The 23,714-nt window shown below is 39.1% G+C and carries 15 protein-coding genes; 3 read left to right on the forward strand and 12 right to left on the reverse strand.

Translation table 11 applies throughout. The features are described 5' to 3' along the window. Positions 1-459: 459 nt before the first annotated feature. From H5157_RS19100 to rph, 3 genes are read right to left on the reverse strand one after another with little or no spacing between them, the layout of a single operon-like run. Positions 460-840, reverse strand: coding sequence for a diacylglycerol kinase (locus tag H5157_RS19100; protein WP_182725289.1), 381 nt, complete (start codon positions 838-840; stop codon positions 460-462). Between the two features lie 56 nt (positions 841-896). Further along, a complete protein-coding gene (pyrE, locus tag H5157_RS19105) occupies positions 897-1,541 on the reverse strand; it encodes an orotate phosphoribosyltransferase (RefSeq protein ID WP_002958891.1) in 645 nt (214 codons plus the stop codon). Between the two features lie 18 nt (positions 1,542-1,559). Continuing rightward, positions 1,560-2,273, reverse strand: a complete 714-nt coding sequence (gene rph / locus H5157_RS19110) for a ribonuclease PH (protein WP_002958890.1) — start codon at positions 2,271-2,273, stop codon at positions 1,560-1,562. A 179-nt stretch (positions 2,274-2,452) separates the two neighbouring features. On the opposite strand from rph, the gene H5157_RS19115 reads away from it, so the two are divergent. From H5157_RS19115 to H5157_RS19125, 3 genes are all read left to right on the forward strand, one after another. Beyond that, positions 2,453-3,313, forward strand: a complete 861-nt coding sequence (locus tag H5157_RS19115; RefSeq protein ID WP_182725290.1) for a YicC/YloC family endoribonuclease — start codon at positions 2,453-2,455, stop codon at positions 3,311-3,313. Between the two features lie 197 nt (positions 3,314-3,510). Then, on the forward strand, positions 3,511-4,737 hold the full coding sequence (locus tag H5157_RS19120) for a site-specific integrase (RefSeq protein ID WP_182725291.1): 1,227 nt from the start codon (positions 3,511-3,513) through the stop codon (positions 4,735-4,737). A 113-nt stretch (positions 4,738-4,850) separates the two neighbouring features. Further along, positions 4,851-8,489, forward strand: coding sequence for an AAA family ATPase (locus H5157_RS19125; RefSeq protein ID WP_182725292.1), 3,639 nt, complete (start codon positions 4,851-4,853; stop codon positions 8,487-8,489). A 111-nt stretch (positions 8,490-8,600) separates the two neighbouring features. On the opposite strand, the gene H5157_RS19130 is transcribed toward H5157_RS19125, so the two are convergent. The 9 genes from H5157_RS19130 to H5157_RS19170 form a co-directional block, all read right to left on the reverse strand. After that, on the reverse strand, positions 8,601-10,130 hold the full coding sequence (locus H5157_RS19130) for a serine/threonine-protein kinase (RefSeq protein WP_182725293.1): 1,530 nt from the start codon (positions 10,128-10,130) through the stop codon (positions 8,601-8,603). After that, a complete protein-coding gene (locus tag H5157_RS19135) occupies positions 10,130-10,705 on the reverse strand; it encodes a hypothetical protein (protein WP_182725294.1) in 576 nt (191 codons plus the stop codon). Before H5157_RS19135 ends, H5157_RS19130 begins: the two co-directional genes overlap by 1 nt. Continuing rightward, positions 10,698-12,383: an ATP-binding protein gene (locus H5157_RS19140; protein ID WP_182725295.1), complete on the reverse strand. Its 1,686-nt coding sequence runs from the start codon at positions 12,381-12,383 to the stop codon at positions 10,698-10,700. The genes H5157_RS19135 and H5157_RS19140 overlap by 8 nt, the downstream gene beginning before the upstream one ends. Positions 12,384-12,385: 2 nt before the next feature. Further along, positions 12,386-13,519, reverse strand: coding sequence for a hypothetical protein (locus tag H5157_RS19145; RefSeq protein WP_182725296.1), 1,134 nt, complete (start codon positions 13,517-13,519; stop codon positions 12,386-12,388). Continuing rightward, complete coding sequence (locus tag H5157_RS19150; protein WP_182725297.1) at positions 13,516-14,229, reverse strand: hypothetical protein; 714 nt, start codon at positions 14,227-14,229, stop codon at positions 13,516-13,518. Before H5157_RS19150 ends, H5157_RS19145 begins: the two co-directional genes overlap by 4 nt. 113 nt (positions 14,230-14,342) lie before the next feature. Further along, positions 14,343-18,668 (reverse strand): hypothetical protein, encoded by a 4,326-nt coding sequence (locus tag H5157_RS19155; protein WP_182725298.1) that lies wholly within the window; start codon positions 18,666-18,668, stop codon positions 14,343-14,345. Next, positions 18,668-20,011: a hypothetical protein gene (locus H5157_RS19160; protein ID WP_182725299.1), complete on the reverse strand. Its 1,344-nt coding sequence runs from the start codon at positions 20,009-20,011 to the stop codon at positions 18,668-18,670. Before H5157_RS19160 ends, H5157_RS19155 begins: the two co-directional genes overlap by 1 nt. Next, a complete protein-coding gene (locus H5157_RS19165) occupies positions 20,011-21,564 on the reverse strand; it encodes a restriction endonuclease subunit S (protein ID WP_182725300.1) in 1,554 nt (517 codons plus the stop codon). The genes H5157_RS19160 and H5157_RS19165 overlap by 1 nt, the downstream gene beginning before the upstream one ends. Continuing rightward, on the reverse strand, positions 21,564-23,690 hold the full coding sequence (locus H5157_RS19170; RefSeq protein ID WP_182725301.1) for a class I SAM-dependent DNA methyltransferase: 2,127 nt from the start codon (positions 23,688-23,690) through the stop codon (positions 21,564-21,566). The genes H5157_RS19165 and H5157_RS19170 overlap by 1 nt, the downstream gene beginning before the upstream one ends. Positions 23,691-23,714: the final 24 nt, after the last annotated feature.

The raw sequence follows: 23,714 nt of genomic DNA on the forward strand, positions 1-23,714 counted from the left end.
TTGGTCACTCAGTTTTCAATTGAGACTCTAATTTTTTTGCCTCGCTACCTAAGTAGGTTGGCTGTTAGAACTCAATCTGTACGAGTGCCCACACAGATGATTGCTTTATATTGTTAAAGAACGTTGCGATTATAAAGTTGAACTTTATCTCGCTAGGGCTGCGCATATTACGCTTTCCCATTTTTTTGTCAACACTTAAATTTAAACTTTCTAAAAAGATTCAATCTAAGTTTTACTTAACACCCTGAGTTGTTCGTGCCTCGCTATGCGTTGCTGTTTCCCGTCTCAGTGGGGTCGCATTATAGGGAGATCCAAAAACAGATCAACCCTTTTTTGAAGAAAACTTGAAATAATGTGCTGTTCGCTGAGAATTTGAGCTAAACACGTTAAAAATACAACATAACCATCAAATTATTAACAACTAACGGGGTTCAAACCTATTTTATATTAGAAGTAGAGTTAAACGATCTTCATATAGAGGCTTACACCCCAGATGATCAATACGATCGTTAATGTAAGTGTTACGGCTGCAGATCCCATATCTTTGGCCCTACCTGACAATACATGTAACTCTGTACTTACTCGATCTGTTAATGCTTCAATGGCGGAGTTTAGTAATTCAACTATTAATATAATAAGCAGTGAGCTAATTAGTATTGCCCAGTGTAATAGTGATGAAGCAAGCCAAAATGAAATAGGAAATAATATAAGGCTTAATAGTAGCTCTTGCCTAAATGCTGCTTCTTCTTTAAATGCTGCTTTAAAGCCAAGGTAAGAGCAATAGGTTGCTTTGAAAACACGCTTGAGGCCTAAGCCATTCGGTTTTAATACATCTTTCATTAATAAACTCTATGAATGAAGGTCAAAATAAAGCCCCGCACTGCAAGGCTTTTTATTTATGCTACGCCGTATTGATCACGGTAAGCTTTAACTGAGGCTAAATGCTCATCCATTGTGCCTTGGCTTTCAAGGTAACTGATAAGATCAGCTAATTTTACAATTGAAATCACTTTGGTATTAAAGTCACGCTCAACTTCTTGAATAGCTGATAATTCAGCTTTACCCTTTTCTTGGCGATCTAACGCAATTAAAACACCACTAAGGTCAGCACCATTTTGTGCAATGATTTCCATCGACTCACGAATCGCAGTACCTGCAGTAATTACATCGTCAACTAGCATAATTTTGCCATTGAGTTCTGAGCCTACTAATGTGCCGCCTTCACCGTGTGCTTTTTTCTCTTTACGATTAAAACAGTAAGGTACATCTTTATCATGATGATCCGCTAAGGCAACCGCTGTTGTTGTCGCTATTGGAATACCTTTGTACGCAGGACCAAATAATACATCGTACTCTATAGCAGAATCTTCGAGTGCCGATGCATAAAAGCGACCTAAACGCGCTAAGTCTCGACCAGTATTAAACAAACCAGCATTAAAAAAGTAAGGACTTGTGCGTCCAGACTTTAATGTAAACTCACCAAATTTTAACACCTGCTTCTCTAGAGCAAATTCTATAAACTCTTTTTGATAATCTTTCATATCTTGTGGCCTACCTATTTATGCTAATGCTTGCTTTTGTACGTCAATAATTTCGCGAATAGAATGTTTAGCTAAAGTAAGTAACTCATCTAGCTCATCAAACGAGAAAGGTTCGCCTTCAGCTGTACCTTGAATTTCAATAATTTTACCTGTTTCGGTTAAAATTACGTTCATATCAGTCTCTGCTGCTGAATCTTCAATGTATTCTAAATCGCTAATTGCTTGGCCTTTGTAAATACCAACTGAAATAGCTGCAATCATATGTTTAAGTGGGTTTGAATTAATCATACCTTTTGCACGCATATGTGTTAGAGCATCAACAAGTGCAACACATGCACCACTTATAGAAGCAGTACGTGTACCGCCGTCAGCTTGAATAACGTCACAGTCAATGGTAATTGTGTTTTCGCCAAGTGCTTTTAAGTCAACAGCAGCACGAAGTGCACGTGCAATTAAGCGCTGAATTTCCATAGTACGACCGCCCTGCTTACCACGTGCAGCTTCTCGAGCATTACGCGTATGCGTTGCTCGCGGTAACATACCGTATTCAGCATTGATCCAACCTTTACCCTGACCTTTCATGAAACGAGGAACGCCCGATTCAACAGTAGCTGTACAAAGTACTTTAGTGTTACCAAACTCAACAAGTACTGAGCCTTCAGCATGCAAAGTATAATTACGTGTAAATGTAACAGGTCTAATTTGGTTAGGTGTTCTTTCGCTTGGACGCATTGACGATCCCCTTAATTCAGAATTTGCGACATTATAAGTGTATGTGGGTATAGATACCATGTTGATTTAAATAAATAGCTGTATGCAAAATATTCAGTGTATTAAATTTTCCCTAGAGCTTAAGCAGTGTTACGGTATAATCATCATAATATTGTATTTATAAATTTAGGAAAATATCCATGATCCACAGTATGACAGCTTATGCGCGTCGCGAAATAAAAGGCGATTGGGGTACTGGCACTTGGGAAGTTCGCTCAGTAAACCAGCGTTACCTTGAAACATTTATACGCGCACCAGAGCAATTTCGTGGCATGGAGCCAGTTATTCGTGAGCGTTTACGCAAACACTTACAACGCGGTAAAGTTGAGGTCTTTTTAAAGTTTGTGACAAATCCTGCCCACGTTGGCGAGCTATCAATTAACCAAGCACTTGCTGAACAACTAATAAATAGCGCTAAATGGGTTCAACAACAAAGTAATGGCGATATTAACCCTGTTGATATATTACGTTGGCCTGGCGTTATGGAAGCACAGGAGCTTGATATGGATAGCGTTAATACAGCATTAATAGCTGGTCTTGATCAAGTAATCGAAGATTTTAAATCTGCACGTGGCGATGAAGGTGCAAACCTTGAAGAAATGATAGCAATACGCCTTGATGCAATTCTAGAGCAAGTAGAAATTGTAGAAACGCATATGCCTGAGATTGCTAAATGGCAGCGTGAAAAACTTGCTCAAAAGCTAGAAGACTTAACAGCAAACATTGACGAGTCACGCCTTGAACAAGAACTAATTTACCTTGCGCAAAAACAAGATGTGGCTGAAGAATTAGATCGCTTAAAGTCTCACGTTAAAGAAACTAAAAAAATCCTTAAAAAAGGAGGTGCATGTGGCCGCCGCTTAGATTTTATGATGCAAGAATTTAATCGTGAAGCTAACACGCTAGCGTCTAAGTCTATCAATAGTGACATCACTACTGCAGCCGTAGAGCTAAAAGTACTAATTGAACAAATGCGTGAGCAGATCCAAAATATTGAATAGTATTCGACAAGCTCCATAACTTCCTTTTATTTACTGATTTTAAAGGGATTAATTAAAAACTCAGTTCGTAGTCGTTCACAGTTACCCACCAAAATCCATACCTAAGTGGTGGGTTAATTGGTGGGTAGGTGGGTGTTTACAAAAGCACTAGTGGTGGGTAAACTGAATCCCAAGAGATATCAGGCTTGGGGAGCACTATGAGTACTACGGGTAACCTAACGGTTAAGGAACTAGAGTCTAAAATAAAAAAAGAAGAGGCAGGTCGCTACGCCGATGGTGGTGGGTTGTATTTTGTTGTTCCAAAGTCAGGCTCAGCTTATTGGATGGTTCGCTACACTTCCAATAAAAAACGTAAAGAAATGACGCTGGGTAAGTACTCAGATCTTTCGTTAAAAGATGCTCGATTTGAAGCCGCTTCTAAAATGAAGCAACTCAGAGAAGGCCTTGATCCGCTGTTAGCAAAAAAACGTGCCGAGCAAGAAAGCATTAAAACAGTGGATGACCTATTCGAAGACTGGTATCCAACACTTGAAGCTAGACTCAAGCACCCAAAAATTCCCAAACGCATTTATACCAAAGATATTGCCCCACATATTGGTGAATTTAAAATTGACCAGGTAACCGCCAGAGATATCCGTACCACGATAGAAGATATAAAGGCTTCAGGTAGATTGGCTATTGCTAATGATGCACTAGGCTATTGTAAACAGTTATTCAATCACGGCATAAAACTCGATTTACTCGCCTACAACCCTGCTGCCGCCTTTACTTTTAAGGATGCTGGCGGTGTAGAAAAAAGCAGAGAACGAGCATTGAGTGAAGATGAACTCAAACAATTTTTTGCTACAGCCAAAAAACATAACGACAGTTTTAGTCGAGAGAACTACCTAGCCTGTTTATTGTTGGTTTGCTTAGGCGTTCGTAAATCAGAGTTGTGCGAAGCTAAGTGGGATGAATTTGATTTAGAAAGCGAGGTATGGAACTTACCGGCAGAAAGAAGTAAGACCAATGTTGGTTTTACCGTTCCTTTAGCACCTGAAGTGCTTACCTGGCTTGAAGAGTTAAAAGTACGAGCCTTCGGTTCTGAATATGTGTTTCCTAGTCGCAGAACTAGTAAAAAACCTCATATGGGCGCAGACACACTTAATCGTGCCATTACAAAACTCTTTGGTCATGAAGCCGGCAAAAAGAAGCAACCACCTAACCTAATGGATGATATGCCTCATTTTACTGTTCATGACTTACGCCGCACGTGCCGTACGTTGCTAGCCCAGCAAGGAACACCAGGTCATGTCGCCGAGCGCTGCCTTAATCATAAGCTCAAAGGTGTCGAAGGAATTTATAATAAGCATGATTATTTAGATGAGCGGAAAGAAGCGCTTTCAAAGCTCGCTTTAAAAATAAATAGTTTGAGCAGCCAATAAGAAAAATTAAATTAAGTTGCTTTGTACAGAGCTGATTGCAAAAATCAATAAATATAAGCTACTAGCAAAGGCAATAAGACTATAGTCCTAGGAATTTCTATAAGGAGAACCAAATGAGTGACAAGGTAAAGTCAAAAGTAAATTATGTACAACACTTCTCGACAAGAATTCCTTGGAAAGATAATGATTACACAGGTCGAGTTGATAATAACCCTAAATATAACGTAGCAGCTCAAGTCATTTCTAATATTGCCGCATCTCGCGATCTAGATTTTGAACAGAAAAATAAAGGAGCGAGTTATAAGTCAGTTGGAAGTGAAAAAATGCAAAGTTGGATTACTGAAAATGCTGCATTTATGAGTGAGAACAATCTTACTCTTCACATGAACCACCCTTATAAGAACGGTAATGAGAAGTTTAAGCACTTTGAAGAAACCACTTTTGAACTGGAACCGTATTCATTCTTATTGCGCCCATTTTCATGGACCTTAAAAGAAAGTGCATGTGAAAAACAACAATATTACAACTTTTACTTTGACCTAGATAAAACTGAACAGATGCTGAACTGGTCAAGTGCATGGGTATCACATGGAGAGTCGCAAAAAGGTATATTTGAGTATTTTTTCTCAGGTGTTAGGCCTAATCAGTCGTTAATATTTCCCTATTATAAACAAGTTCCATTTATCGAGGATAATCGACGAGTCATTGCAGGTATAGGCAATTTGATCTCTAGTATTGAAATTAGTGAATATGTATCCAATGGAACTAGCGATGAGAAAAACTATATTTGGGAAACAAATGCTGCTCATTCAATAAGAGTTGGCGGAAAAGAAGGCTTTTTAATGCCTTATCATGAAATTTCTGAATACTTGAAAAGCCATCCTGACTTTGATGTTCCAACAGTTACTCTGTTTGAACCCTCTGGTTTTAGAGCTGAATTCTCATATACCGCAGAATGGGTTAGTTTTGATGCAGCTATAGATGTTCTAAATCAAGCGAAAATCGTATTAGTAAACATAGCTAAACTTAACCTACAAACGGCTAATCAAGAGTGGGTTAATACTCATCTTGAATATATTGATAAACAGTTAAAAAGAACTTGGAATCAAAGGGGGATTTTTCCTGGTTTGGGATCAGTGCTGTCAGCTTTTGGAGTACGCTATGGTTATGATGTTTCTCGTTATATTGACACATCTAAAAACGATTTGATCCCAGAGTTAAAATTGTACTTTTCAGGAGAGAAAGAAACTGAAAATGAGAAACTTGATGATAGCTTAGCCGAGAAGGAAGATGAGTTTTTTGGAGTACTACAAGATGACAATAAAACAAAGCTATTTGAATTATTATCAAGAATAAACCTATCAATTGAACAATCTAAATATGTATGGAGTACACAGAAAGATAATGCTCTCAAGATCATTGATAACCCTTATCTTTTATTTGAACTAAGTAGGTATGAAAAAGAAGAACATCAAATTTCTATCGCCCAAATAGATAATGCCCTTTTTGTTAACTCCCTAGTAGAAAATAATCACCCACTTACCAAACCTACTAAGATGAGAACAAAGAGCGATAAGCATAGATTTAGAGCCATGATGATCTTTGTTTTGATGGGGGCTAAAAACAAAGGACATACATTACTTAGCTATGATCAGATTGTTAATAAGATTAACGAACTTCCTTTGGATTCTAAAACTGATTTTCAGACAGAAAAAATTGAAGGTATTCTTGATTTCTTACAAGAGGGTGATTTATATGTCAATAAATCCAACCAGTACGTTAAATTAAATGAATATCAAGACTATAAAAAACTGGTAACAGAGGTTATTAAAAGTCGCATTAATTCTTCTTTTTCAAGTCAGCAAGACTGGAAAAATATTATTGATGAAAAGTTTGGTGATATTAATGAGAATTATGCAGAAAAGGACAAGCAAGCCAGAAACGAAAAAGCCATAGCTTTAAAGAAGTTAGAGTTATCAAAAATATCAGTGCTATTAGGGAAAGCTGGAACTGGGAAAACTTCAGCATTAGGAATTTTTACTTCTTCACAGGATATCAAAGCTGGGGGAGTGCTAGCTATCACTCCAACAGGTAAAGCACGAGTTCAGCTCGAAAACTCACTTAAAAATAGTAATGTTAAAGCCGAATTTATGACGGCTGCCCAATTTTTGATTCGTTCTAAAGGGTTTAGCTGGAATACTATGAATTATAAGTTGCCAAGCGAACCTAGTTCTAGCTTTGCTAAAACAGTAATTATTGATGAAAGCTCGATGCTTACTGAAGATATGTTTGCTGGCATACTTAAGCTTGTTGACCCCCATGCTGAAAGAGTTATTTTTGTCGGAGACCCAAATCAACTCCCACCAATAGGGGCCGGACGTCCATTCGTAGATTTAATCAATTATTTTGAAAATAATCATCTTGATAACGTTGCGATATTAGAAACCGAGATGAGGCAAGGAATTGGAGGGGATGATTTATCATTTGCTCAGATATTTTCAAATACAGACTCACCTGATAAAGATGTTATTCACCGCATTCAAAACAAACTAACTGACCATCGTCTTAAGTATGTTAAATTTTCTAATTTAGATGAATTAGAAGAAAAGCTATTTGAGGAGCTAGTGGAAGTATCCGATATGGATAATAAGGATGATCTTGAAGGATTTAATAGGAGCTTAGGAGCTGAAAAAAATGGTAAATTTACGAATTTTAATACAGGGAAACACATAGAAGACTGGCAAATCTTATCTCCTACAAAGTTTATTGGTGCTGGAAGCTATTATTTGAACAACCAGATACATCAACAATATAGACAACCTACAGTTGAAAACTGGCAACAATGGAAACGGAAAAATAAATATGAACCACAGTCAGTTCAAAACATAGTTGTAGGTGACAAAGTTATATCAAATAGAAATGAAAAGCGCAGTGCCTGGGATAAAACAACCGAATATATAGCAAATGGGGAACTTGGAATATTAAGTAGAGCTATTAAGAACGTGAAATACCCTGCTTCATATAATTTTATGTTTGGCTCATTTGAAGGAAAACTTTTTTCATATAGCAGCTCTGATTTTGGTGGCGATAACAGCGACTCTAAATTGGAATTGGCTTATGCTCTCACAGTCCATAAATCACAAGGTTCAAGCTTTGGAAAAACCATAATAGTGATCTATGGTAAAAGCTCATTAGTAACTAAAGAGCTTTTATACACGGCGTTCTCTCGTCAAAGAGAAAATCTAATCGTTTTATGTGACTTGCCTATAGAGGAGCTAGTACAGTATGCACATGACTGGCATTCAGATACCAAACAACGATATACCGACTTATTTGAAATTCCTAACATCGTTGAAATTGAGTTAAACAATCAAAAAAGGTACTTTGAAAGTAAGTTAATCCACAAAACGATTCGCGGTGAAATGGTTAGGTCTAAATCTGAAGTAATTGTAGCTAACATCTTGGACAAGTTAGGTGTTGAATATAACTACGAGGAACCATTAGCTATAGGGGATAAAGCTTATAAGCCTGACTTCACCTTACGCCATCAGGGCAAGACAGTTTATTTAGAACACTTAGGAATGTTAGGTCTACAGTCGTATAAAGATCGTTGGGACAAAAAGAAATCTGTTTATGAAAGTGCAGGTATATCAGAATCTGTTGGAAACTTGATAGTTACTAATGATGGTCTGGATGGGAGTTTAGATGCATTAATAATCCAAAATAAAGTTCAAAGCTGGATGAACGGCTAAATCGTCTTTATAAGTTGTCTGCGAAGTAATAAATACCTCGTATTAATGCAGGGGTGAATTAGTTGTAGTAGATCAGGTCTGATCTACTACAATTTTTAATTTAATTATTGGCTACCAAACCCCCAAACGTTCATACTGCTGTCGTTTTTGGTTTAACTTTTCATCTGATTTAACTATCTTTAACAGCACACGCAAATAACCTGCTGACGTATTGTAATCTCTCAGTTGCTCACATACTTGTAATAAGCGCTTTAGAATACTCTGTTGCCTTGGGTAAACACGATTTAGCTTTTCCAATTCTTTTTTAGCATCATCATATTTCGCGTTCATGCCAAGCAATGATGCATAACACAAAGAAATATCATAGTCATCAGGATCCTGTTGCCTAGCAACATCGATAAGTTCTTGGGCTAAATCGATATTTCTCCATTTTAACATCGCTTTTATAGCAATCACACGCGCTGATGATATATCACTATCGTCAAGCTGCATAAAGGTTGGAAGATTTTCGATTATCAATTTCTCTAAATCTTTCCATCGTTCATCACGATATAGAGAATGACATTGAAGAAATAATGCATAGCAATTATGACTTCGCTTAAATTCAAGTTCAGCTGTTCTTGCCGCAGCTTGGTAATCAGTATCTTCAAGCGCTTGAGTTACTTCGCTTGACCAATCTTTCCGTGGAGAATTTGAAGCTATTAAAGCTCCCTTTGGTGCGGTATAGACTGCTTGTTTTTGTTTGGAAAATTCGAAATCAGCCTTTAACGTCTGAATAGATAAATAGCGATCTTTAGGCAATTTACTTAAACATTTTAATATCACTATTTCAAGCTCAGGACACACGCCTGAGTTAATCTCACTCGGTTTAGCAAAAGGAGCATGACTTCTAACTTCTATTTGGGTGTCATGTGGTAAGCATCCAGTCATTAGTTGGTACAACAATACTCCTAGGCTATAGATATCACCTGACAATAGCTCCTCAGTAGTACCTTTTCGTGAGCCACAATCACAAAACTCCGGAGCAGAATAAAGAACTGTCCCTCCGTTTTCACGAGTACGGACATAAAACTCTAATGGCAAAGCTGAACTACCGAAGTCAGTTAACTTTACTAAATCATCCTGACCTATCAAAATATTATGCGGCTTAATATCACCATGAGATATCGGTGGATTTAAATTTGAAAGGTACTCTATTGCCTCAAGCACCTGATCGAATATATGGAAATAGTATTTAGGTGAATTTACCGCTACACACTCATATTCATTTCCTGGAAAAGTTTTGTCGGAATTACATAAATGAAAGTAACGGTTTTCTAATTTTTGCGCCAAGGTTTCACTAGGAAAGTATTCCATCTCTATCACATACAAATGTTTTTCCGAAGGGATCCTGCCCATATCAAAAACTTGAATGACATTATGATGTGGTTCCAGTCCAATAAGTTCTTTGCCTTCAGCAAGTAAACGATCTGGTTGTGAATTTTGTTTAGGAATTTTTATTGCAACAATTTGACCATCAGATAATCGTTCTGCACGATATACCCAACCATGAGTTCCATCCCCTAAACATTGAAATAAATGATATCTATCACCAAGCTGTTTATTAGCTTTTGGTAAAAATAATCCTGCAAATTGATTCATTAGGCCCCCAAAAAACTAACAGATTGTAAATGTAATAATTGATTTGTTTTATCTTCAAAAAAAAACCGATTCATTAATAGCTCAGCATCTTCTACACCAGGAATAAACACTCCGTTACTGTTACAGGCTCCAAATTTTACTATTTTCTTTAATTCTCGAATGTCAGGTGCCGAAACCACCTCTTTGCTCCAAAACGATAAGATTAAAAGCGAAGGTTTCTTTCCCCAACGATGATAGGCTTCAAGCAAGTTCATTAGCTTTGATATTAATTTTGATTTATCAGCTTTTGAACCTTCATATCGTTCAAACTCAATCACAACTTCTGGCTGTTGACTGACATAGGAAAACCACACTGAATCTGAACGTATTTCATTTCCAGCTCCGGATGGTGCTGGAGCCTCAACAACTGCCATATAGCCTAGCTGGTGACCTAATGTATTCCATACACTACACCCTAAGCTGTGAATCAAAACATCCTCATCTTTTACTCCCCAAGTCGTTAAGGCAGGAAAAGTATTATCAATGAATGCATTTTGATTTATTTCAGCTTTGATTCGAGAAATTGCATCAGCCATCAAAACGTTCCCACATACTAAGAACATCTGGAGATTCACCACCGTGTATAAGTGCCTTCGTCCCCACTTTTACTAACAAAGGAGCTGGGATTGAGCGACCGCAAACTAAAGCCTCACCAGTAGATAGACTAGATAATTCATCCAAATCAGCTTTGCTTACCATATCCGATGCTTTAGCAATAAAGCGTTGATCGTCTGGATTTTTTAAACGCATAGTAATCAGTGTATTACACTGAGAAGTAACATCAGCATCAAGTTTTGATGGTCGTTGGCTCACAATACCAAAACCAACACCAAATTTTCGGCCTTCACCTGCAATCTTTTTAATTATGCGATGACTTACAGCATTACCACCAGCAGGGGCGAAATTATGCCCCTCTTCATATATCAAGAAGCATGGACGGGTTTTATCTGTTTTACTTGATGCTGCGCTCAATATCTCACTTGAAAGCAAACCACAAACAACTTGCTTGGCGGTATCACTTAAACCTTGAAGATCCACAACAATTAAACGTCCTTTTTTGTTAGAAGCACGTCCAACCATTTGATATATATCGGTTGGCTCTTTCATCGCAGCCGAATAAAAACTTTTAGCTTCATTGAGTACACGACTTAGCTTCATTGAAGCAACGGCAGCACTGCGACCATTCAAAGCTTTAGCTTCGGCTTCAGATAAGTCATCCCAATTCCTTAACTCTTCAATACCATCACCTAAAAAGAAGCGTAAGCGATTTATATCGCGTGGTGTGCTTTTATCAGCACTACGCCAATAACGAATTGCCACATCAAGTACACGTTGTTGTGGTTCTGTTAAGCCGGGTAATATTTCTGAAATATCATCCATTTCAAAATTATCAAACTGCAATGCTAAAGGGTGATTTTTCCCGGCGTACTTGTGATTAAAGGCGTCGTCTTGTGGGGTATATACTTGAATACCAGCATCAGCGGCTTGAAGCTTTTCGAACATCGCCTTAATTTCAGGTAGCGCGGTTTTATCTCGACTGTCTTCTACCGTATCGAGATCATCACTAAATTGAAGTTCGCCTTTAGATAAAGCTCGACCGTATTCACCATGGGGGTCGAACACAACAACAGTACCATTATTAATTGCAACTAAGCGCTCAATAATCCGGCCAACTGTATAAGATTTACCAGAACCAGTCATAGCTAATACCGCCAAATGCTCGGTCACTAATTTATTAACGTCTAAGTAGACAGGAACAGTATTTTCCCCTCTCTCATAACCAACTAGGTTACCTATATGGAGACTGCTATCTTCTTTAAACTCGTAAAATTTGCTTAAAAATTGAAAATCAACAGTTTCAACTTTTGCTCCAGGATCTAACGGACGGCGCGGTATTTTAATTTGGTTCGTAGCAGGATCTCGATAACCCACTAGTTCAATAGTTGCATGCATATTCTCGCCGGTCATATTAGCGCCAGGCAAAAGTTCTAACTCAGTAACACTGTCACCAAAACCCGAATTGAATAGCATGTTCGAACGATGAAGCTTATTTACACGGCCAAGAACAGCAACATCAGGTTCATCTTTTCGCTCTTGATGCATGATGCGAACAAACTCCCCACGTCGAACTGAAAAAGAATTCTCAACAACCATAGTGAGCTTATTGGCTTCACCCGTATTGCCTACTAATTTACCTAATACACTATGTTTCATTTTTATTCCTCATCCAATCCAGACAGCCAAGTGTCTTCAACATCATTATTTTTTATTGCGTCACTTAGTCCCTGGCGATAATACTCAACAAATTTATCCAACATCTTAAGTTGTTGCATCGCCAATAACTGAGGCAAAGGCTTAGCTTTACTCTGCCCTTGAATATCAAGAGACATTAGTTTCCATGCAACAGCATCAAGTTTTTTAGTATCCCAATCCTGCGCCTCACCAGCTAACTGAACCATTTGAATTTGACCACTATGCCCCCCCCTGTAATGAAAGCCAATAACCCCAGCTTCTACCGCTTCACTTGGTTCCATACGAGAGCGGTTTTCAGTCATTCTAAAAGCCATCGTACGAGTAAACGCACCTAGTATTCCATGAATGAAGCGTTTGTCACCAATACCTGAAAGCCGTTTTTCTAAATCAGCTAATTTATCAAGTTGGGTATTATCTAATTCATCTGTCACCAAGAGGTGTTTACGGCCTTCTTCAGTACGTAAGTCTTGTTTGGCAATACTAATTATGGCGCTGAATCGTTCAGCAACAATGCTGGCCAGAACTGGACCGTTTGTATTCCATGGAAATAAATCCACACGATTCTCCAGCCAAAACTTAGAAATATAAGATTTTGTTCGCTGATATTCGGCTACATGACTTAGGTTTCTATCTAGCGGCGTCATCGCTCGGTCAAGAAATAAAGGTGTGTCTAATAAAATAAGTTGGCTTGGTTCTCCTTGTTTTAATTGACGTTCTACAAGCTGGTAAGCCTGACGAATTTCTACTAAATCAAGGCGCTTTCTTTGAGCTTCAAAGTCGATATCATCAAGCTCAGAAACAGAATCATTACCACCAGTACTAACTTGATTTTGATCAATGCGCATATCCGTTCTAACCGCTCCCGAGGCGTAAATATAACCTCCTAAAGCATTTTTGATGCAAGAATGAGTAGCAATTCCAGATACCGATAAATCAATCATTTTTGGCCGTTCAACGCGTTTTACTAACCCCGCTTTTTTAAATAAAGGAGCTACGGCAAGTACATCCCTGATCTGTTGAAGTAGCCGACCTGCACTACCAGGTAATCTTATTTGTGACTCTATTGCGAGAGACTGTGCTAAATTTTGCTTGTTCATACTGTTCGCTCCTTTAGCTGTTCTGCATAAAGCCAAAATGTACTGTCTTTAAGTGCTGCTAATCCTGAAGAAGTTAATCCTTTGGTATCGATGTACCCTATAGATTGTAAGCGCTCAAAACCAGCTTCTACATCTGAAGGTAAAAACTGAAATATTGGAAATGTTTGGTCAGCCTGATGCGCCATCAATTTATTAGCGGATGTTAGATCCCACGCTAAAATACAAGCCATTATTGAATAATCGATATTTTTAAGCTGAACTAGCTCTTCGGTTGCATTCAATTCTATTTGGCTGGGCGTCCCGGCTAATTGCTCAAAAAATGTAAACCATTCTAATAAGAGGTCCGACTTATCAAGCAGTGAAATAGACCAAAGAGGTAAACAAGTTGCGGCAAAAACACCTGATGCAGCATGATGTTTATCGTAACGAGTATTAAAAGCTGATGCGCCCCAATAGTGACCCATATTACGTTCACTAACGCCTTTCCTAGCTGATAGCTCTTGTGTTACTTCAGATCCCAGTAACTGAGTCAATGAACTCTCCAATGGAGATACCAGCTCGGTAAACTTAATCTGCCAATCAAGTTTTTCATCAATCAGTCCTGAATTGTAAGGAGGCAGTAACATTAATACATGCCCAGATGACTGAACCCAATCCTGCCAAATTTGCTTTTCACCTGTTGTTAACTGTTGAAAATCTTTACCGATCATGAGTACGCAGCCCTCATTAGGTAAAGTTTCGTTTAAAGGTAATGCTCCTAACAAAGAAGTCAAAAAGCGTCCACGCCTGTGATTCATCAGTGACAAAGCTAAATAAAAGCTCATCAAGCGCCTCCAAATGTAAATTGGAGTTTAAGAATACCTTTATCAACTAGCGCCTTTTGCTCTTCAGAGGAAAGTTTTGGCTGAGATTTTTTTAGCATTTCAGAAGAGATATCAATCCAACGGTCAACTGAAATTGCTGTTCCTTCTAGGGCTTTTTCTGCTATTTTTCGCCATTCAATAGTGCGACAATCTAGTTCTAAAGTTAGCTCGGATAATGATAATTTAGCAACATCTTCGTCTTTAATCACAGACAACCCTGGTGAGCCTAGTGAGGTCAACAATGGTGATACTTGTGGACGAAGTGTTTGATTTGCTTGTTCAATCGCGCTACTTCGATAGTGCTTAACATCTGATTCAACAATGCTAACCTTACCCTTTAAAACTCCTAATTGTGCTGTAATAGGCTTCATTAACCTAGCAGGTACATCTTTAATTGCGGCAAATTGTCCTGTTCTAGCATCACTTGTAAATTTGTCTAAAAAAACATCTACTTGCTCATCTAGATCTTGTAATGCTTCTCTAATATCAAGCAAGGTATCTTGATATGTCATTATCATTTTAGGATGTTCTGTATGTGGGTAACCATTTGGCAGTGAATCACCCAACTGTTGACTTATACTAGAAAGTTTAGCGTTTAATAGCTCAAATTCATTCGTTATATCTGCAAACATTTTTAGTAAGCTACGATAAGCATGAACAATATAACCACTGATGTCATCAAAGCTGCGATTAGTGCCACTACGAATATCAACACCAACTTCTCTTGCTAAGTCGTCTAAACGATTAGAAACTTTATCAAGCTGCAATGTACGCAGATAGAAATTCAACGTCTCAGTTGATCCTTGATACTCAATACGCTGGGTTTCTGTTGCCTGTGATTGTTTTATCGCACCTTGAAGTATATTGCTGATCTTACCTAAAGATATGGTAAAAAGCTTACGGGGAAAAGGGGCTTCAGCTAATGGATTATCCGTAATGTTTTCGGTCACATTTTTACAAGCTGTATTTATACGCTCAGCAGATGATTGAATAAATTGTGCAAATTGATTAGCTTGCTCAATACGAACAAACAAAGAACGCTTGTCATCCTCTAATCGAATCCTTTGCTCACCACGCATATCTACACTTGAATCTCTACTGTCTCGTACCGACCTTACATGGAATAACACTTGTTCGCGTAAGCGCAATAATTCAGGGAATTCAGCGATTACATCGGCTAAATTTTGGCTGAGATTTTCTTCTTTGTGGCGCAGTATATCTGCCTGTTCAGTTGCCAGTTTAAGTCGCTTATCTGCCTTAGTCGTTTCAGTGCCATGTTGTGTGGCTTTCAGGCTTGCAAATAAGCCCGGTATTTTGTCTTCACCAAATACTTCTCTGAGTGATTCTACTCGGGCGGTATAACTATCACTTGCTTCGCCATAAAACCATGCTTTTGCAAAACCTAACTCACCATCTTCAATATCAAAGCGTGTAATCGGCATCCATTTAACTTTTTTAGCAGATAGATCGTCTATCTTCATTAAATTCAACTGGCTACAAAGCCACATCCAATCGCTAAATACCGCTTTAGTTGATAAGCCTTGGCTTGCTGGCGACCAAAGATAACCCCAATACCATTGCTCTTGTGCTTGGTCTAACGTCCAAGATTTTGCTTTCTTAGGGTTAGCTATTTCCGCTAAAAAGGCAGGGACCCGAGCTTGGGCTTGAGCTGGTTGATCAATGTCACTAAATAAACCAGCATGTTCATGAGATTGGTACCCACTTTGAAGAACTTTGCCACTTAAGGTTAAACGACTAAAAACAGAACGGATATCAGCAGCATCAATTCCGTGCTCAGGTAAAATATCATTCAGACCATTGATTTTGGTACCTCCTTTAATCAGGAGCAATTGCCAGGCTTGAAATAGCTTATCACGGTCATCTTCATTAATACGTCCAGAAGGTTTGAGTGGCCAGGCAATCAAACCTCGCTCATTAAGCCACTGTCTCCACTCATTTATACGGTTATAGGCATAATCACGAATATTGTTTAGGCGATTTTTGAACTTAGAAGTAAACACCTTTTCATTAAGGTCAAACCCATTTTGCAGGCGCAGATCCAACCCTATTCGCTCAATGACATCGATTTCACTAGTATTAAGGTAATATAGTAAAATATTCTCTTTTAAATCATCATTAACACTACCTTTGGCATAGTCATCCATCACACCAATTGAACCGGTAAATGCTACAACAGGAACTCTGCCCATATCAGCATATTGACGAGAAATTTCTGTATTTAATTGTGCAAGCTCATCTTTACTATCCACCCAAGCAAATGCTGCTTTACCTTGGGGGTGTAACTTCAATCCTTCGCAATACTGTAATCCCGAAAAGCTTCCTCGTCCGCCTCCAGCTTTAGTAAACTGAATAGCCAAGTCTTTCTTATTAGCAAATGCCTCTTGGTTATAGCCCCAATCTCTATCGAGTAAACGAAACAAACCTAATAACCGAGTGCGGCGCCTTGCTAATGGCGACCGTTCAGCTTCACTTTTTAATAGTGACATCGCTTTTTCATGAGCATCTGCAAAACCCACTTCACGGAAGATCATTGAGTTTTGCTGTTGAGAGCGATAACGCATATCTAAGCGCAGTAACATAGCCACACTTGGTCCAATATGGGTTTTATCTTCAGCATCTAGTTGTTGTGTATCACCGAAGAAGCGTTTCCAAAGTGCATCTGCGGCAAACTCAGCCGCAGGATGGCTATACAGTAGGCTAATAAGGTGACGAAATTCTTGGATGTCTAGAGGCAGTAAAAATGTATTTTCATCTCCACTCTCATTTATCGCAAAAGTTCGCAAATTTTGACGTAAGGCCTGTAAATTTAGCCCTTGGTCGACACTTGGGTAAAACCATTCATCGCGATCACGACGGAACTTACCTTGTTCAAGTGCTTGCCGACAATCCAACATTGGCCACTCAACCTTGCGGTATAAACTAACAATTGGTTCGTTGTACTCGTTTTCCAGTGGCTGTAACTTAATTAAGTGTTGATGCTCTTGATCTAAAGCCTTTGGTAATTGTGCAAAGAGTAAATCACGTGCCTGCTTGAGCAAGGCTTTATCTGTTGTTTGAATGCCCTCAATAGCGTTGTGATCTAATACATGATCTGAAATACGACCAGAATTCTCTAGTACCTTGTCAAACAACTCTCCAACATTACCGAATTGTTGGCCACTATCGGCATATTTGTCCAGTTCTACATCAATGTTTGCCATCACTACATTGAACCAACCAAAGTTAGCGCCACTCATGGCGTATGCAGCTTCCACTAAACCAAGTGGATACTGATGACGAAGCTTATTACTTTCTTGGAGTTTTATAACGTAATCTGAAACATCGGCAAAAGCATTGTTCTCTAGCTCAACTAACTCAAAACGACGTGCCGTAGATTGAATTTCTCGTAGTTGCTGCCCTAATAATGGCGAGCAAAGGGCGACATAGCGTAACCAGGGTAATTTACGTCGAGGATCTTCTTCTTTAATTGCTTTACCAATTAAACGAATAGCTTCCCCATCAAGTTGACACGCATCGTCTCTATCTAAACCATACGTTGCAGCCTCTGCAACCGTTTCTAACTCATCCAGCACAATCAGAATGTATTGTATTCCGAACTTTTGTAGGTATTGATATGCGGAGTCCACCAGCTGGGTAACGGTAATGGCATTACCTTGCTCATCTTTCGCTAAGTTGTAATAAAGTTCTTCATCTGAAAACTGCTGTTCCAGCATTAAAAGCTTAGCCAGCTCTTTTGCATCAAACCCCTCGGGTTCAATACGCTGTAATGCTTGTTTAGCAATACTCGATTGAATAGATCCATCAAACTGCTTGGTCGCCAGGGGTATTAATGCCTGATATAAACCATAAGCAAACCAGTTATCCGTATTTTGAAATTTAGAGACAATTTGTGAATACCGTATATACAAACCTAAATATTCATCTCGCTTATTGTCATCATCAAATAACTCAGCGCTTTCTAATTCTCCAGCAGAATTTCGAACATACCACCCTTTAGAACAGTCATTAATCTGCGCAATAAGTTCATAGCCTAATCGTGATTTACCGCGCCCCCATTCACCTTCAACAGCAAATACATGGGCAAATTTATCATCTTCATGGTCAATCGTTTTAATAAAGGTACGGTAACGATTAAAAAATTTACTTTGTCCAACTAAGGGATCTTTAGAAGGATAATCAGAGACACCGGTAGCCGCCCAGTTATGTTGTCCTGAAAGTACATCCCAAACGGCTTGAGATTCATTAATAGTATTTTTTGTTGTCATTACGATACATCCTTTAAAAACTTAACCGGCCTACTGCTGGTGTAGTTTGTTGTGACATCTGTTGTACTAGCTTGGTTGACTAATGATTGCTGTTCTTGGCGCCAACGCAATGCTTGAGTGCGAATAGCTTCACGTAATTTCTTGCCATATAAGGCAAAAGCTCGTTGGCCTTTCATCCGATAACAAGCATCAGCAAATTGCGGGTTAATTTGGTAATAATCAAGTTCGCCACTAGCGCCATCACGGTGTTGCCATACTTGTCGCTTGATTAACAGCTCAATAACCTCCCCAAGTTGTTGCTCTAATTCATTGTCACCAATTGCAGCAGGAAAAATTGCCATAGATAACTCGGCCAAAATACGTCGAATAAATTGTGCTAAACTGCCGCACAATACTTCATCTCCTTCACGGTTAAGGACCAAGACCTGAACTAGGCTTGGTTTAACACTATTTTGTCCCGCAGGCAGCTCTAAAATAAACCCTCCGAGTCCTTCACTAGCCCATATGTCTTGCTCATAGCTAATGGCGGCAAGTAAAAATGCCCAAGGAGAAGTTAATACCCAGTCGAGTGCGACATCACTACGAGTTTTCGCATCATCATGTGGTAATTGATCAAATTGCTTTTGATTAAACGTGGTTGATTCAACCGCAGATAAGTTTTCCGCGCTTTTTGATAAGAGAGCAGCAAGTAGATAAGGGGTGAGCTTTAACGTTGTTTTTGGTGTGGGCAATAAACGCCCTGTCACCCAATCAATATCGGGACGTTGCCCATTAGGCGAAGTAGGCGCTAATAGGGGTAAAGTTTGACTTCGCCATTGGCTTAATTGATTCGCCATCGCGAGCACTCTAGTTAACACCGGTACGGCGCTGATACTTTCAGCTTGTGTTCCCAACATTTCACGTTCAATGGCGCTATAGTTAGTAGCATTTAGACTAGCGTTGGGCAAAGCGGCTACAACCCAATCACTTGCCTCGCCAAGTTGATGAACTCTTTCAACCAATTGTAGTGAGTCACTCAATTCTGCTGCTTCTTTGCAGCGCGCTGCCATAATATTTAACCAAGGCTGGCGAAAGTGACTATCACACGCCATAACTGCAGCAATTAATTGCGAACTAGAGCCGAGTTCAGCGATCCCCGTTAATAGTTGTTCGCTGGCGACCCAGTGTTTGCCATCATCACAGGGGTAAGCCAAGCCTTGTAGTAAATCACATAACGCTTTATCTTGAATAATAGCGCAGCCGTTAGCTAATAAACGTTCTAACGGTTTAACTAACTTCGTTAGCAAATCACTTCCGTTTAGCAGCAACTCGGCACTAAATATTTGTGATGATGGAGTTGTCATTAGGCCTCCTGCATTTCTTTAGTAACTTGTGCCAGTAAGTCATAAATTTGGTCAATGTCGTCAAACAACTGTTCACCTTCACCATCAACTCCATCAGTATTTATGCGCTTAAACAGGATTCGTTCTAGTGAGTCTTCTCCTCCGTCCAATGCCTCTTGAGTCGCAGTTAACTCAGCTTCATTAACAGTGCCTTTTATAAGAGCTTCGACAAGGAGTTTAGCTGTAGCATTCAATTTTGTCGCAATTTCACATGCTAATCCGGCTTGTGCTAATAAATTATCCATTGCAAACCAGCGCTCATTTAGCTCATTTGGAACTACTGGCAGAGGAATCTCTAATGTAGCAACATCATTAGGATATGAGTGAGCAGTGATACCGCGAATAGTCGATTGGATCTGGACATTACCAACCTTCGATAATAAATAGGTTCTGATGTAAGAAGCAGGCACAAAGTTTCTGTTTACACGTATCACCATCACTTCTGTAGATGGCAGCACGCCTATATCTGCGCTGCAGTATGTGAGATCTCGACCAATATACGCTTTATTGTGGGCCGCATTACACATCAATAAATCGTGTTGATGTGTAAATTTATCCTTGGAACCTGGTGCTACAACTACTCTTGGTTCCTTAATCAAAAAAGTTGGGGAAAGGTTTGTTACTGTTATTTGTTCACACGTATTTGTATTAGAAGATTCAGGCTGAGTTTGACCATTAAATATATGTGCAATTTTCCCCAAGTTAGAGAGTGGTAACATTTCTTTATCGGCAAAATAATCATCAACAACAGCAGGATAAAAGTGTGCATCGAAACGCTCTGTCATGTTACCTGTTTTAACACGCCTAAACTTCTTATTGAAATTCAAATTATTTTGTGAGGGAATAAATTGCTGGTGGAAAACAGTAACTTCTTTTTCCACAGACTTAGCCCATATACGTATAGCCTCAGCTTGACGAACTTTATTGCCAATGTATCTTTGAGCAACCATCGAGATCTTGAATACAGGGATTGAATATAACGCTTCTTTTGCTATGTAGTTGATGATGGTATTACTGGTTAAACGGTTTTTTAGTACCTGTCCATTAGCCGATTTTAAAAATGCTAATACGTAATGAATATCAGCTTTGCTTGAGTCTATTGAAGCTTTATAAAGCGATCCACTTACCATTAAGTTTTTAGGGAAAATACTTGGTACAACGGCTACTTTAGCCACATTCCCTTTGACTTCGACGAGTAACTCTCCTTCTTTCGCAAGGCCTTTGGGATAAGATTCTCTATAGTGCATAGGGAGTTGATCTGTAATTTCAAATGAAATTGCTCCCTCTTTATCTATTTGAGTAGGAGATAAAAAGGGTAATAGCTGACTTTTATCAAGGCCATTAATCGAGTCAGTCCCATGGTAAACAACACGATAACCTTCTGATATTAATGAGCCTAATGTGACAACCTCTCCTACATCCTTCATTCGTTGTATCGAGCGCAGCGCTTCAGGGTTGTAAAATTCAGCATCAAGCCTATCATCTAATGATGATAACACTTTAGTGTAATACATCACTCACCTCGCTTGTAGGCGGCGACGATTGGGTCTAAATCATTGCTTACACCAGCAGCATAATCTTCGATGTTATTTTTTACCAAGTAACCTAGGGTTTCAGCAACTGCCATAAATACATCAGTTTGCGGCTCAGGTAAAAACTGCTCAGGTTGTGCTTCGCTAGCAGGACGCTTTTGCAAGTAAAGAATTGAGGTTTTTGCCCCTGTACCAGATAGCTTAAAGGTATCTGATGGCAGAGAAATCACAGCCTTAACTATTGCCTTACCACCACTGAATTCTCCCGTTTTTTCATCTTTCTTACCCATGATGTATTCACGAACATAACGATCACCTGAGTTACACAAAATACCGTCTGGTAGTACTATCATTAAACGGCCACCGGGTTTTAATAGCTGTAAACAGCGGTCAATAAATAAAACCGCAGGGTCAATAGAGCCCCCTTTAACCGGTTTCCATTCACCACTTTTACTGGGCTTACTGCCCAGAGCTAAGCCTGAAACACTTGGAAATAATTCATATTTAGCCGTTTTACCTGTGGATACATTGCGTAAGTCGGTACGAAAGCCCGCCCATACTGGAGAGCCATCGTCATTCAACTCAAGTGGGCCCGTATCTTCCCAGGTCATCTTGGTGTGGTCGTAATAAGCGTTGTATGAATCAACAACCTCTTCAGCAGGACGAAAGCCACCTAATACTTGCTCCATATCTGCTTCATAAGATTTTTTCGACTCTTTACCGCGTTTATCTGATTTAAATTTAGGGGTACCAAACGGTGGGTTAGTACAGATTAAATCAAAACTATTTGCTTTGAGAGATGGTGTTGTAAGTGAGTTACCGGTGTAGAATATTTTCGCCTTTGGCGCACCTTGAAGCGCCATATTCACACGCGCCAGCATGACCATACGTGGTGCAGCATCAGCCCCAACAAAGCCATTTTCTAGTAAGTGGTTAAATTGTTGTTCACGCTCTTGGTCGGATAATCCAGCAACTGTGTGCAGAAAGTTTTTCACGCGACTTAAGGCTACTGAGCCAAAACCATATGAACCACAAGTAGGGTCACAGAAACGGAATTGTCCCGAAGTAATTTGTGCTACGGCGTTGGTGTCATTTTCAATATCATGAAAAACCATATCTAACATGGCATCTTTTACCGGTTTGGGTGTTAAATAAATACCTAAACCACCTTTAGATTCAAAATTAGCACGTAAGAAGACATCAAAAACACGACCAAGGAAATCTGCAGATACATCAGCAAGCGTTCCTTGGCGGGTTTCGCCGCTTCTTTCATCGTTAAATGACCCTAGTTCTTGAATTGCTTTTAATAAGGTTTCGTAGTTTCGTGGCTTTTCTAATCGAAGATGTGTTTTAACGTCAAAAATAGGGTTAGCTTCACCTGCATCGTTAACAACGACATAATCAGGGTGTAATTTAAAATGGTCAAAAGCCGCTTGAATCAGTTCAACCGCTTTATCTCCATTGTTTTCAACATATTGGTGAGTGAATACTTCGGGCAACTGATAAGCCTGGCCATTATGCTCAAAACCCAGGTCGCTACCTTGTTTATGGTGAACACGGAAAGACTCTAAAAATAAAATTTTGGCTACTTCTTCAATAATGTCGTTTTTATCTGAGACTTTATCTTTAACGGTTTGGTAAACCTGTTCATGGAAAGCATCTAAATCTTGCATTAGATTTCGATATACCATGGCAGACCATGCCAAATTCTGCTCACCACTTAAACGTTCATAGTCACGGATCAGTTCAATACTTGGAATTTCAGGTACCGCTTGGCTAAAACCTTTAAATTCATAATTACGATGATTGTTAGCATCAGTAAGGTAAATAAATGCTGGCCATTGGCTTTCATCACCCAACATATTGTTATGGCTTAATAGCTCAAAGATTAATTCATCTAATGTTTCAGGCTCAGAGTAATGCCAGTGTCCTTCCTCTAAAGTTAGCAATAATATTTTTGGTGTTTTGTTACCTTCAACTACTCCCCAAATCAACTCGGCTTGATAAAACTCTTGAGCCGCATCTAGCGGCAAAGTTTCACTAAATTGACGAAATTTTTCTCGAGTTGATGTGTTAATTGCTGCAAATTTTGTTGTGACATTACTCATAATAAACTTTCCTAATACTCGCCT

The organism is Pseudoalteromonas sp. SG43-3 (genome assembly GCF_014164385.1).
GTDB classification, from domain to species: Bacteria; Pseudomonadota; Gammaproteobacteria; order Enterobacterales; family Alteromonadaceae; genus Pseudoalteromonas; species Pseudoalteromonas distincta.

What these genes read in the sequence shown, in the direction of transcription:
- H5157_RS19100 (WP_182725289.1), bottom strand. Translation starts at nt 840, where the DNA reads ATGAAAGATGTATTAAAACCGAATGGCTTAGGCCTCAAGCGTGTTTTC.
- pyrE (WP_002958891.1), bottom strand. Translation starts at nt 1,541, where the DNA reads ATGAAAGATTATCAAAAAGAGTTTATAGAATTTGCTCTAGAGAAGCAG.
- rph (WP_002958890.1), bottom strand. Translation starts at nt 2,273, where the DNA reads ATGCGTCCAAGCGAAAGAACACCTAACCAAATTAGACCTGTTACATTT.
- H5157_RS19115 (WP_182725290.1), top strand. Translation starts at nt 2,453, where the DNA reads ATGATCCACAGTATGACAGCTTATGCGCGTCGCGAAATAAAAGGCGAT.
- H5157_RS19120 (WP_182725291.1), top strand. Translation starts at nt 3,511, where the DNA reads ATGAGTACTACGGGTAACCTAACGGTTAAGGAACTAGAGTCTAAAATA.
- H5157_RS19125 (WP_182725292.1), top strand. Translation starts at nt 4,851, where the DNA reads ATGAGTGACAAGGTAAAGTCAAAAGTAAATTATGTACAACACTTCTCG.
- H5157_RS19130 (WP_182725293.1), bottom strand. Translation starts at nt 10,130, where the DNA reads ATGAATCAATTTGCAGGATTATTTTTACCAAAAGCTAATAAACAGCTT.
- H5157_RS19135 (WP_182725294.1), bottom strand. Translation starts at nt 10,705, where the DNA reads ATGGCTGATGCAATTTCTCGAATCAAAGCTGAAATAAATCAAAATGCA.
- H5157_RS19140 (WP_182725295.1), bottom strand. Translation starts at nt 12,383, where the DNA reads ATGAAACATAGTGTATTAGGTAAATTAGTAGGCAATACGGGTGAAGCC.
- H5157_RS19145 (WP_182725296.1), bottom strand. Translation starts at nt 13,519, where the DNA reads ATGAACAAGCAAAATTTAGCACAGTCTCTCGCAATAGAGTCACAAATA.
- H5157_RS19150 (WP_182725297.1), bottom strand. Translation starts at nt 14,229, where the DNA reads ATGATCGGTAAAGATTTTCAACAGTTAACAACAGGTGAAAAGCAAATT.
- H5157_RS19155 (WP_182725298.1), bottom strand. Translation starts at nt 18,668, where the DNA reads ATGACAACAAAAAATACTATTAATGAATCTCAAGCCGTTTGGGATGTA.
- H5157_RS19160 (WP_182725299.1), bottom strand. Translation starts at nt 20,011, where the DNA reads ATGACAACTCCATCATCACAAATATTTAGTGCCGAGTTGCTGCTAAAC.
- H5157_RS19165 (WP_182725300.1), bottom strand. Translation starts at nt 21,564, where the DNA reads ATGTATTACACTAAAGTGTTATCATCATTAGATGATAGGCTTGATGCT.
- H5157_RS19170 (WP_182725301.1), bottom strand. Translation starts at nt 23,690, where the DNA reads ATGAGTAATGTCACAACAAAATTTGCAGCAATTAACACATCAACTCGA.